We start from the raw sequence: 11,450 nt of genomic DNA on the forward strand, positions 1-11,450 counted from the left end.
CTTTGTCTGCCGCACTCGTGCTGATGTCGCCTGTCCTGTCTCGGGCCAAGGTAGCCGAAGTTGGCTGGGCCGAAGCCATGGACAGGACTTGCGCCAATTGCAGCGTCCGGAGCGCCGCCGCCGACACCGACCTTTTTGCCGCTGTAAAACTGCCGCGCCATGCGATCACTTCGATGTTTGTGGGCGAATTTGCCACCGCATTGACCTTGTGCGTGATCGATCTTGATAACGGTGCGGTTGGCTGCCACACCCGCAAGGCCCGGTTCGGGCCGGACCCCAAGATACCGGTTGCCGATAGCGATACTGTCAGAGAAATGGCGCCAGTTCTGCTCGGCGCCGTCAGAGCCGAAGCGGCGCGCTTGTGGAGCGAACCGCGACACATCTACAAACCCGATCAGTTTATGCTGTTTCCGGGCTGTGAAGAGGATCGTGCCATTATCTCGGACGGGCAACAGTTAAGCTATGGCGTGATGGGTTTCCGGCCCGACATCGAGGCGGGTCGCCACATGCGCGAACTTGTTACGCAAGCCATTGGGGAAGTGGCGCGTTGAGCGGGTCGGACCCGGCACAAGCTGGGTAGCGGCAGCCGGACCACGCTCGGGGTGCCGATACTGGCGCATGGTTGCGTTATTTCGCCTGTCGTGCGCGCGGCAATCGCAGCGTCACCAGCAACCCGCCCAGGTCCTCGCTTTCGCCCAGCGAGATCGATCCGCCATAGATCTCCGCGACGTCGCGCACGATGGCGAGGCCAAGCCCGGTGCCGGGTTTCGAGGTGTCGAGCCGGGCGCCGCGGGTGAACAGGCGCTCGCGTGCGGCCTTGGGAATCCCCATGCCGTCGTCTTCGATCCAGATATCGCAGTGGTGCGCATCGGACGATCGCGCATCGATGGTGATGAACACCGAACCACCGCCATACTTGGCGGCATTTTCGATCAGGTTGCCCAGGATTTCGTCAAGGTCCTGGCGTTCAAGCGCGACCTGCACCTCGTGATCGCCGTCAAGGTCAAAGCGCGCGTCGGGATAGATGCGTGCCACCGCGCGCAGCACGGCTTCGACGCTGTCGCGCACGGTGGCGCGCGATTGGCCCTGCGCGCGGCGGCCAACGGCGCGCGCACGCGCCAGGTGATGATCGACCTGACGGCGCATCACCGCGGATTCGCGCGCGACGGTTTCGGCCAGATCTTCAGCATGGGCCTGCGCGGCGTTGGTCAGAACGGTCAACGGGGTTTTCAGCGCGTGCGCCAGATTGCCGGCGTGGGTGCGCGCTTCTTCCGCCTGCCGTTCAGAGTGCGCGAGCAGTTCGTTCAGCTCTACCACCAGCGGCTGCACCTCGAGCGGCAACGGTTCGTCAAGGCGTGATCCGCCATCTTCGCGCAGGCGCATGATCGCCAGACGCACGCGGCGCAGCGGGCCCAGGCCATAATAAGTCTGCGCCCAGGCCATCGCGCTCAACCCCAGGCCCAGCACGACAAACGACCAGATCAGGATCGCGCGCACGCGGCCGACTTGCGCATCGATATCGTTGCGGCTGGCGGCGACCGCAAATTGCCACGCGGTCGGGCTGCCGGGCAGGATGACCGAGCGTTCGATCACCCGCAGCGGTTCGCCGTCGAACTGGTTGCTGTCATAGGTGTGCGGCTGGTTGTCGAAATGATCGCCTTTCAGCCGCAACGTGCGATCCCACAAACTGCGCGAGGCGAATTCGTCGTGCCCGCGCCCCGAAATCTGCCAATACAGGCCGCTGTTCGGTTCCTGAAAACGCTGGTCGCCCAGCTGTCGGCTGAAATAGACTTCGCCTTCGGGGCCGATTTCCGCCGACGAGACCATCGCGGTCAGCATATAGCTCAGCTGATCGTCGAAATTGCGCGTAACCAGGCCGGTCAAAGTGCGTTCGAGCGCGATTCCGCCGCCCAGCAGCAGCACAACGATCCAGGCAAAGGCGATAAACAGCATCCGCCGCCGCAACGAACCGGTGTGCGGCGCGATAGCGGCCGACGCGGGCACGGGTGCGGTGCCGGCCTGTGGGGCCGACACCGCTGGTCCCGCAAGGGCATTGCGGTCAGGCGGGTTCGTTGAGGCTGTAACCGAGGCCACGGATTGTCGTGATCACGTCAGGACCAAGTTTTTTGCGGATGCGCGTCACAAACACTTCGATCGTATTGGAATCGCGGTCGAAATCCTGATCATAGATATGTTCGATCAGCTCGGTCCGGCTGACCACCTTGCCCTTGTGGTGCAGCAGATAGGACAACAGCTTGTATTCCTGCGCGGTCAGCTTGACCGGCTCGCCCGCCAGCGTGACCCGGCCCGACCGCGTGTCGAGCCGCACGTCGCCCGCGATCAGTTCGGCACTGGTGTTGCCCGAGGCGCGGCGGATCAGCGCGCGCAAGCGCGCGATCAGTTCCTCGCTTTGGAACGGCTTGGCCAGATAATCGTCCGCGCCTGCATCAAGCCCGGCCACTTTGTCCGACCAGCTGTCGCGCGCGGTCAGCACCAGCACCGGAAACTTGCGCCCCTCCTTGCGCCACATGCCGAGCACGGTCAGGCCATCGATCTCGGGCAGGCCCAGATCGAGCACGACCGCGTCATAGTCTTCGGTCGAGCCCAGAAAATGCCCGTCTTCGCCATCGGTGGACAAATCAACGGCATAGCCGTTGGATTCCAGCGTGGATTTCAGCTGGCGACCCAGCGTGGGTTCGTCCTCTACGATCAGGATACGCATGAAAGCCTCGTGCCCCTTTTCGGCAAGGGCGACTGCCCCCCTTGCGCGTGTATGCCATTAACCTTGCAACCATGTTCCTGAACGGTCAAGGAATGGTCCCGTTGCCCTTTGTTCAGGAAACAATCAATGCGATCGTCCGCGCACCTGTCCGGTGCGGGCATCGACATCGACAAAGGTCACGCGGCCGTCGCGGATGAATTTCAGGCGATAGGCCATCGCTTCGTCATCGTATTCGGGGCCAAGGTATTGCATCCCCGGCATGGTGGGCAGGATGCGCCGTTCGATATCGCGCAAGCGATAGGCGCTGCCGGTTCTTACCGCGCGGCGCGCCTCGTGCTGGGGGTCGTAGGCGCGCGCCGGCATCGGCCTGATGTGCACCGCCGCGCCATGCGGATGCGCCCCGGCCGCCCCGGGCTGGCCCAGCGCAAACGCGGCCAGCGCGCCGATCAGGATGGGGCGAATGCGTTGCATGACAAGGTTTGCGGTACCACGCAGGCATTGAACGCATTGTGAATGGGCATGCAAGCCCGTTTGCGCGCTAGGCCGCTGCGAAAGGTCGGCGCTTTAACCCGCACGACATCCTTTTCGTTGCCGCACTTCTGCTTTATGCGCGCCCCATTATGGCAATCGCACCAATTCTCAGCTGGGAAGGCCTTGGCCTGATCCAGGGCGCCGCAAATCAAGCCGGAGGCTGGCTGTTTCAGGGCATTGACCTGTCTGTCGGCCCGCGCGACCGGCTTGCGCTGATCGGGCGCAACGGCGCGGGCAAGACCACATTGATGAAACTGATCGGCGGACAGGTCGAGGCCGATCGTGGTAAACGCTCGGTGCAGCCGGGCACACGGATCGTGACACTGGAACAGGATCCGTTCTTTACCGGGTACGACACGCTGCTCGATTTTGCGCTGCACGGCGATCTGGCCCCGCCGCGCCACGAGGTCGAGGCGATTGCCGACCAGCTGGGCATCGATCTGTCGCGCAAGGCCGACAGCGCCTCGGGCGGGGAACGCCGCCGCGCCGCGCTGGCACGCGCGCTGGCCAGCGAGCCCGATCTGCTGTTGCTGGACGAGCCGACCAACCATCTGGACCTGACCGCGATCGAATGGCTTGAAAGCTGGCTGCAACGCTACAACGGCGCATTCGTTGCGATCAGCCATGACCGCACCTTTCTCGAACGGCTGACCCGCGCCACGCTGTGGCTCGATCGCGGCAGCCTGCGGCGCAAGGACATCGGGTTTGGCGGGTACGAGGCATGGATGGAAACGGTCTATGCCGAAGAGGCGCGCGCTGCCGAAAGGCTGGATGCGCGGCTGAAGCTTGAGGCGCACTGGTTGCAACGCGGCGTAACCGCGCGGCGCAAACGCAACCAGGGCCGCCTGGCCAAATTGTGGGACATGCGCGCGCAACGCGCCGCGATGCTGTCTCCGCAGGGCGCGGCCAAGCTGGCGCTGACCACCGATGACGCCAAAAGCAAGGCGGTGATCGTGGCCGATGGCGTGGGCAAGACGTTCGGCGCCAAGGGGGCCGAGCGCACGATCATCAAGGATTTTACCCTGCGCATCACGCGCGGCGATCGCATCGGCGTGGTCGGCGCCAATGGCGCGGGCAAAACCACGCTGCTGAAACTGCTGACCGGCGAACTTGCCCCCGACACCGGCACGATCACGCTGGCCAAAACGCTGCAAGGCGTGATGATCGACCAGCAACGCAGCCTGATGGCGCCCGACAAACGCATCCGCGATGTCCTGGCCGAAGGCGGCGACTGGATCGATGTGCGCGGGGTGCGCAAGCATATCCAGGGCTATCTCAAGGATTTCCTGTTCGATCCCGGGCTGGTCGAGGCGCGCGTGGGCACCTTGTCGGGGGGCGAACGTTCGCGCCTGTTGCTGGCGCGCGAATTTGCCCGCGCATCGAACCTGCTGGTGATGGACGAACCGACCAACGATCTCGATCTGGAAACGCTCGACCTGTTGCAGGAGGTGATCGCCGATTACGACGGCACCGTGCTGATCGTCAGCCATGACCGCGATTTCCTCGATCGCACGGTCACGATCATGCTGGGGCTTGATGGATCGGGCCGGGTCGATGTGGTCGCAGGCGGCTATGCCGACTGGGACCGTATCCGCAAGGAACGGTTGCAGGGTCGCCCGGTGGCCAGGACGTCCACCGCCGCCCCCGCTGCCGCACCGCCGCCTCCGCCGCCGCCGCGCAAAGGCAAACTGTCGTACAAGGATCAGCGCGATTACGAGCTGCTGCCGCAGCGCATCGAAGACATCGACCGGCTGATTGCGCGCGGTGAAACCGACCTGGCCGATCCCGCGCTCTACGCGCGAGACCCCGAACGTTTCGCAAAACTGACCGAAACGCTCGATACCCTGCGCGCCGAGAAAGAATCCGCCGAAATGCGTTGGTTGGAGCTGGCAGAACTTGTCGAAGGTTAATGGAACGCTGGTGCGTTTCATACGTTTGATGTATCGCTCGGCGATAGCGATATCGAACAGGACTTGGGCAGCGTTCTTGCTCTTGCGTGCGTATTGCAGGAATATTTGGAGCATGCCCTCTTTTGCGTTTGGATGAGACCCAGCCATGATCAATCGCATTCGCGATATCCGTCGGCAAAAGGGCATGACGCTGGCCGATGTGGCCGCACGCTGTCAGCCACCGACCACAGCACAGACCATCGGTCGGCTGGAAACCGGCATGCGTTCGCTGTCGCTGGCGTGGATGAACCGCATTGCTGCAGCGCTTGGGGTCGATCCACAGTTGCTGGTGCGCGCGCAAAGCAACACCGCGCCTGCGCTGATCGCCCGGCTCGGGATCAACGGCACGGAACCGCTGAGCCAGCCGGTAGAAGCGCTGTTTCCCGTTGTGCCTGGCGGCGAAGCCACGCTGGTGGTGATCGCGGTGGAAACCAGCGCGGGCGAATACCGCACGGGTGACCAGATCTGGTTGCGCCAGGTCGGACCCGATGATTTTCCGCGCGCGCTCAATCGCGATGTGCTGGCGCCGCGCCCCGGCGGGCGCTTTGCCTTTGGCCGGATGATCGATCGCGATGGTGAACGGATCGCGGTGTTGCCCCCCGGCATCGGCCAGCGTCAGGTGGTGATCGATCGGCCAGCCTGGCTGGGCGTGGCAGAAATGCTGGTGCGCCGCCTTTGACCCTTCGCCTGTTGTCGCTGGCCACACTGTATCCCGCACCGCCACGGCCGGGCTTTGGCCGCTTTGTGCAAAACCAGATGGAGGCACTGGCCCGCAGGGGCGATTGGCAGGTGACGGTGATCAATCCGATCGGCCTGCCTCCGCTGCTGCCCGACGCGGTGCTGGCCCGAACCCGCTATGCCCCCTTGCGCACGGTGCCGGCGGTGGAACGCGGCGGCAATGTCACCGTGTATCACCCGCGCTTTGCGCTGGTGCCCGGCCTGTCGGGCCGGTTCAATCCGGCATTTATCGCGCGTGCCGTGCTGCCGCTGGCGCGGCGCCTGCATGCCGAAACCCCCTTCGACATGGTCGATGCGCAGTTTTTCTATCCCGACGGTCCGGCCGCCGCACAGATCGCGCGCGCGCTGAACCTGCCTTTGGCGATCAAGGCGCGCGGCGGCGACATCCTGTTCTGGGGCAAACACCCCGCGGCGCTCAAGCAGATTCAGGCCGCCGCCGCCCAGGCGCGTGTGCTGTTGTCGGTGTCGGCCGCGCTGGGCCGCGACATGGCCGCACTTGGCCTGCCGCAAGATCGCATCCGGGTGCATTATACCGGGCTGGATCACACCCGGTTCCGTCTGCGGCCGCACGATGAGGCGCGCGCCGCGCTGGCGGCACGCCTGCCCGCGCTCGATCTGCCCCGGGGCGCGCGGATCGTGGCCAGCGTCGGCGCGCTGATCGCGATCAAGGGCCAGTCGCTGGCGATCGCCGCGCTGGCCCACCTGCCCGATGATGTGGTGCTGGTGCTGGTGGGCGCTGGCCCCGACGAGGCCGGCCTGCGCCAGCAGGTGGCACAGGCAGGCCTTGGCCACCGCGTGCGGTTTGGTGGCAATCTGGGCCATGATGATCTGCCGCTGCTGCTTGGCGCGGCCGAGGCGATGGTGCTGGCTTCGGAACGCGAAGGTATCGCCAACGCCTGGATCGAAGCTTTGGCCAGTGGTGCCGCGCTGGTCATTCCCGATGTCGGCGGCGCGCGCGAAGTGCTCGATCGACCCGAAGCCGGTCGGCTGGTCGCCCGCGATCCGCTGGCGATTGCCCAGGGCCTGCGCGACGTGCTCGACGCGCGTGCACCGCGCGAACAGATTGCCGCCACGGTCAGCCGGTTCAGCTGGGACGCAAACGCCGCCAATCTTGCCGAAATTTACGCAGGGATCGTGGCCTGAACCTTCCCCCCCGGAAGGGGAAAGGTTCGGTTTATGCGCGTTATGCCTTGGCCGGGCTGTCGGCTTCGCCGGGCACAAAGCTTTTCGACGACACTTTCAGCCAGATCAGGATCGGTGCGGCCATATAGATCGAGCTGTAGGTGCCGATGAAAATGCCCAGCGTGATCGCTGCGGTAAACCCGAAGATCACCGCCGGCCCCAGCAACAGCAGCGCGACCAGCGTGATCAGCATCGACAGCGATGTCACGATCGTGCGTGCCAGCGTTTCGTTGACCGACAGGTCGAGCAGTTCCGGGATCGGCATCTTGCGATACTTTTTCAGGTTTTCGCGGATGCGGTCATAGACCACGATGGTGTCGTTCAGCGAATAGCCGATCAGCGTCAGCAACGCGGCCACGATGTTCAGGTCGAATTCCAGCTGGGTCAGCGCAAACATCCCCAGCGTCAACGACACGTCGTGCACCAGGCTGAGCAAGGCGCCCACACCGAACTGCCATTCGAACCGCACCCAGATATAGGCTGCGACAAAGATCGCCGCCAGCCCCAGCGCATAGAACGCAGACCAGCCCAGCTCTTTGGACACTTTGCCCGAAACCGAATCCACCCCGTCGATGCGTGCATCGGCATGGTTGGCCTTGACCGCCGCCGTGATCGTGCGCGCCATCTTGTCCGACAGCGACGGGTCCTTGTCGGCGCCTGCGGGCAATTTCATGCGGATCGACACTTCGTTGGGCTTGCCAAAGCGTTGCAGGATCGGCTCGCCATAGCCCAATTTGGTCACTTCATCGCGCAGCACGCCCACGGGCGCCTCGGCGCTGCGTTCAAACGTCACGCGAACCATCTGGCCGCCGACGAAATCGACCCCCAGATTAAGCCCGCGGGTCATCACCAGGCCCCACGAGGCTGCGATCAGCAGCAGGCTGCCAAGATAAAACGGCACCCGCCATTTGAGGAAATGGATGTTGGTGTGATCGGGAACAAGCTTGAGGAGTTTCATGGATCGAGGCCCCTCTTACAGATGCAGATCGGCAGGACGCGCGCGGCGCAGCCATTGCGCGACCCACATCCGGGTCATGACGACAGCGGTAAACACGCTGGTGGCGATGCCGATGATCAGCACCACGGCAAAGCCCTTGACCGGGCCCGAACCAAACCAGCCCATCAGCACGGCGGCAATGATATTGGTGAAATTGGCGTCAAAAATGGCGCGCGTCGCCTCTTTATAGCCCACTTCCACCGCCTGCACCACGCGCCGTCCGCGATGGCGTTCTTCGCGGATGCGTTCATAGATCAGCACATTGGCATCGACCGCCGCACCGATCGTCAGCACGAAGCCGGCAATCCCCGGCAGCGTCAGCGTGGTGCCGATCAGGCCCATGATCCCCAGGATCATGAACACGTTGAGCACCAGTGCGCAGCAGGCATAGACGCCAAACCGGCCATAGGTAACCAGGATGAACACCGCCAGCGCCAGCGTGCCGACGCCCATCGCGATCATCCCCTTGCGGATCGAATCCGCGCCAAGGTCCGGCCCGACGGTGCGTTCTTCGACCACTTTCAGATCAACCGGCAAAGCCCCCGACCGCAGCGAGATCGCCAGCTGGCTGGCGCTGTCGGTGGTGAAATTGCCCGAGATCGCGGCGCTGCCGCCCAGGATCGCTTCGTGAATATTGGGTGCCGACAGCACTTTGCCATCCAGGATGATCGCAAACGGTTTGCCCACGTTGGCCGCGGTCAGCTTGGCAAACTTTGCCCCGCCATCGGTGTTGAACGTGATCGACACGGTTGCCGCATTGGTCTGCGGATCGTTCGACAGCGTGGCATTGGTCAATTCGTCGCCGCGAATCCCGCCCAGGCGCTTGACCGCCAGCTTGGCCGCGGGTGCGCCCGCCTTGGCTTCGGCAAAGGGCACGATTTCATCGCCCGGAGGCGCGATGCCCTGCGCCACATCGGTGGGGTTGGCGTTCTGGTCGACCAGCTTGAATTCAAGCTTGGCGGTCTGGCCCAGCAGGTTTTTCAACGCCTGCGGGTCCTGAAGCCCGGGCACCTGCACAACAATGCGGTTGCTGCCCGAACGGATAATCGTCGGTTCCTTGGTGCCCAGCGCGTCGATACGTTTGCGCACCACTTCGACCGCGGTTTCCATCGCCTGGCTGACTGCCTGGTCGATCCCTTCCTGCGTCGGGGCCAGGACAAAGCGATTGCCATCGACAACGCTGATCGTCCAGTCGCGCTTGCCGGTCAGGCCCGCACCGTTGGTCAGCGGCAGCACCGCTTCGCGCACCGCGTCGATCTTGCCCGGATCATCAACCAGAAAGCTGAGCGCGCCGTTGTTGTTCGAAATGTCGCTGATCCGCACCGGCTGGCTCATCTGGCGCAGCTTGTTGCGCACCGATTCTTCCATGCCTTCGATCCGCTGCGTGCGGACCTGTGCGGGATCGGCCTCGAGCATCAGGTGGCTGCCACCGGCCAGGTCGAGCCCCAGATTGACTTTGGGTTCGGGGATGCCGGCGGGCCAGCGATACCCGGCCACATCGACCACCGAGGGCAGCGCCGAAGCGGCGGCCACGATCGTGATCAGCCAAAGGAAGATCACCTTCCAGCGCGGGAAATCGAGCATCTGCTGGTCCTTCGTCCTGGCTCAGTCGTTGGCCACGGTCGTGCCGCCCGGCGGCACGATATCGCCCAGCGTCGATTTGATCGCACGCACTTTAACCCCGGTGGCGATTTCAAGATCGACCGTGGCTTCGTCCACGCGCACGACTTTGGCAATCAGACCGCCGGCCGTGACCACCTGATCGCCCTTTTTCAGCGCGGAAATCTTCTGCTGGTGATCCTTCTGCTTGCGCATCTGCGGGCGCAGCACCAGGAAATAGAACACCGCCGCCATGGGGATCAGCGGCAGCAGGCCCGTATAAAACGGCGGGTCACCGGCGGTCTGGGCAGCGGCCAGGTCAAGGATGGAAAGCAAGGCAGGTCCGTTCATGAATCTGGGTCAATTGGTCGCATCACGCCATATCGGGCGGAAGGGACACGTTTTAAACCCCCACCACCCGGACGTGCCGCGCCGACTAGCAGCTTGGCCGGGCCAAGGCAAACCGAAGCGATGTGCCGGCCCCGGGCACACCCCACAAAAAATAGTCGCCGCAACCCGCTTGCCATCGGGCCATGCCCTCCGTATAGGCCCGTCCCTCGGTCGGGACGTAGCGCAGCCTGGTAGCGCATCACACTGGGGGTGTGGGGGTCGGAGGTTCGAATCCTCTCGTCCCGACCAATAAATCAGATACTTAGGCAACACACCCTGCCTAAAGCCACCTACCAGTAAGCACATAGTAAGCACCGGGCGCGATTTCGCCTCACGGGTGGCGCGCGCGCTGTCCGATGGGACCCGGTGTGACTAGCCCGACGCTCGCCCGCCCTATTCCAGCCGATCGACCGGCCGACGGCAATGCCGCCGCCGCTGTCGCGCGCCCAACCTTGGGAAACGGGTCCGGAAGGCGGGAGGTCAAGATTTTTGAGGGGGGCGCCCAAAATCCGCGCCAGTTTTTGGGTTTCTGGGGCATGCCGACTAGGAGCCGTCTCGTGCGTACGCTTCACAGCCCTCCACAAAGGACTCACTGCGCCCACGGCATTGCTCTGGATCAGAAATCTGACGATGCTCCGCCCAGCGCCAGCCTGCTTCGTGGCCAGAGCAAGAGCCCTTGCATGCAGCCTCCCCTTCCGCTTCGATGTACGATTGCGGTCTGTGGCAAGCTCCCAACAGGATTGCAGTCAAAATTATCCAAGAAGTGAATTTTGACATAAAATCAGCCGCCGTTGGCTTTTTTGGTAGAAAGTCCGATTACTATTTCGCCGGGGCATAGTATGCGCAGCGAAAGCTGTTCAAAAAACCGCAATGATGTTCACTTCCCGGAATTTCTTCGCCGGGGCCGACCGTCAATGCGCGAATACATGCGGCCTGAGCGCCATCTGTCAGATCAATTCTTTTATCATGACATGAAAGATAACGCGCTCTCTTGCTCATGTGCTCGATAGCATAAGCATTAGGCGGCGTGGACAAATTTGAGCCAGTATCTGGCTGAGGCGATATGGACCATGCTGAGGAAGCTTTCTGCAAGCTGATCGTAGCGGGTAGCGATGGCGCGGTTGATTTTCAGGCGCCCGAAGAAGCGTTCGATGTGATTGCGTTCCTTGTAGAGCGTGCGATCATGTTCGACTTTAATCCGGCGGTTTGAGCGACCCGGGATGACGGCTTGGATGTTGCGATTGGCAAGATCGGCTCGGATTGCGTCTGCGTCGTACCCCTTGTCGGCCAGGAGCGCCTTTGGTGCTCGTTCCGGCAATGCAATCAAAGTGTTATACGCCTT

General features: G+C 63.3%; 11 protein-coding genes and 1 tRNA gene. 5 read left to right on the forward strand and 7 right to left on the reverse strand.

The window, feature by feature from the left end; translation table 11 throughout:
* The first annotated feature begins 23 nt into the window (after positions 1 to 23).
* On the forward strand, positions 24 to 551 hold the full coding sequence (locus G404_RS0112275; protein ID WP_028641349.1) for a hypothetical protein: 528 nt from the start codon (positions 24 to 26) through the stop codon (positions 549 to 551).
* A gap of 76 nt (positions 552 to 627) precedes the next feature.
* Here the strand turns inward: G404_RS0112275 and G404_RS0112280 are convergent, their stop codons facing one another.
* From G404_RS0112280 to G404_RS18970, 3 genes are all read right to left on the reverse strand, one after another.
* Complete coding sequence (locus tag G404_RS0112280; RefSeq protein ID WP_425411646.1) at positions 628 to 2,094, reverse strand: sensor histidine kinase; 1,467 nt, start codon at positions 2,092 to 2,094, stop codon at positions 628 to 630.
* Complete coding sequence (locus tag G404_RS0112285) at positions 2,060 to 2,722, reverse strand: response regulator transcription factor (protein WP_028641351.1); 663 nt, start codon at positions 2,720 to 2,722, stop codon at positions 2,060 to 2,062. Before G404_RS0112285 ends, G404_RS0112280 begins: the two co-directional genes overlap by 35 nt.
* Before the next feature lie 123 nt (positions 2,723 to 2,845).
* Positions 2,846 to 3,193 (reverse strand): PepSY domain-containing protein, encoded by a 348-nt coding sequence (locus tag G404_RS18970; RefSeq protein WP_425411647.1) that lies wholly within the window; start codon positions 3,191 to 3,193, stop codon positions 2,846 to 2,848.
* 149 nt (positions 3,194 to 3,342) lie between these two features.
* On the opposite strand from G404_RS18970, the gene G404_RS0112295 reads away from it, so the two are divergent.
* The 3 genes from G404_RS0112295 to G404_RS0112305 all read left to right on the forward strand — a co-directional run bounded on the left by G404_RS0112295 (position 3,343) and on the right by G404_RS0112305 (position 7,083).
* Complete coding sequence (locus tag G404_RS0112295; protein ID WP_028641352.1) at positions 3,343 to 5,163, forward strand: ABC-F family ATP-binding cassette domain-containing protein; 1,821 nt, start codon at positions 3,343 to 3,345, stop codon at positions 5,161 to 5,163.
* A 145-nt stretch (positions 5,164 to 5,308) separates the two neighbouring features.
* Entirely contained in the window at positions 5,309 to 5,881 is a 573-nt protein-coding gene (locus G404_RS0112300; protein ID WP_028641353.1) for a helix-turn-helix domain-containing protein, read from the forward strand.
* Positions 5,882 to 5,892: 11 nt separating this feature from the next.
* Positions 5,893 to 7,083 (forward strand): glycosyltransferase, encoded by a 1,191-nt coding sequence (locus tag G404_RS0112305; protein WP_245584512.1) that lies wholly within the window; start codon positions 5,893 to 5,895, stop codon positions 7,081 to 7,083.
* Between the two features lie 40 nt (positions 7,084 to 7,123).
* Here G404_RS0112305 and secF read toward each other — a convergent pair whose 3' ends face one another.
* Genes secF through yajC form a run of 3 tightly spaced genes read right to left on the reverse strand, consistent with a single transcriptional unit; the run spans position 7,124 to position 10,069 of the window.
* Positions 7,124 to 8,080, reverse strand: a complete 957-nt coding sequence (gene secF / locus G404_RS0112310; RefSeq protein ID WP_028641355.1) for a protein translocase subunit SecF — start codon at positions 8,078 to 8,080, stop codon at positions 7,124 to 7,126.
* A gap of 15 nt (positions 8,081 to 8,095) precedes the next feature.
* Positions 8,096 to 9,703, reverse strand: coding sequence for a protein translocase subunit SecD (gene secD / locus G404_RS0112315; protein WP_028641356.1), 1,608 nt, complete (start codon positions 9,701 to 9,703; stop codon positions 8,096 to 8,098).
* A gap of 21 nt (positions 9,704 to 9,724) precedes the next feature.
* Positions 9,725 to 10,069, reverse strand: coding sequence for a preprotein translocase subunit YajC (yajC, locus tag G404_RS0112320; RefSeq protein WP_036521288.1), 345 nt, complete (start codon positions 10,067 to 10,069; stop codon positions 9,725 to 9,727).
* A 211-nt stretch (positions 10,070 to 10,280) separates the two neighbouring features.
* On the opposite strand from yajC, the gene G404_RS0112325 reads away from it, so the two are divergent.
* Positions 10,281 to 10,357, forward strand: a tRNA-Pro gene (locus G404_RS0112325).
* A gap of 769 nt (positions 10,358 to 11,126) precedes the next feature.
* Here G404_RS0112325 and G404_RS0112330 read toward each other — a convergent pair.
* Positions 11,127 to 11,450 (reverse strand): transposase (locus tag G404_RS0112330; RefSeq protein ID WP_156906292.1); only part of this gene is annotated, 324 nt, incomplete at its 5' end.

The sequence above is a fragment of the Novosphingobium acidiphilum DSM 19966 genome, from assembly GCF_000429005.1.
In the GTDB taxonomy this organism is placed as follows: Bacteria; Pseudomonadota; Alphaproteobacteria; order Sphingomonadales; family Sphingomonadaceae; genus Novosphingobium; species Novosphingobium acidiphilum.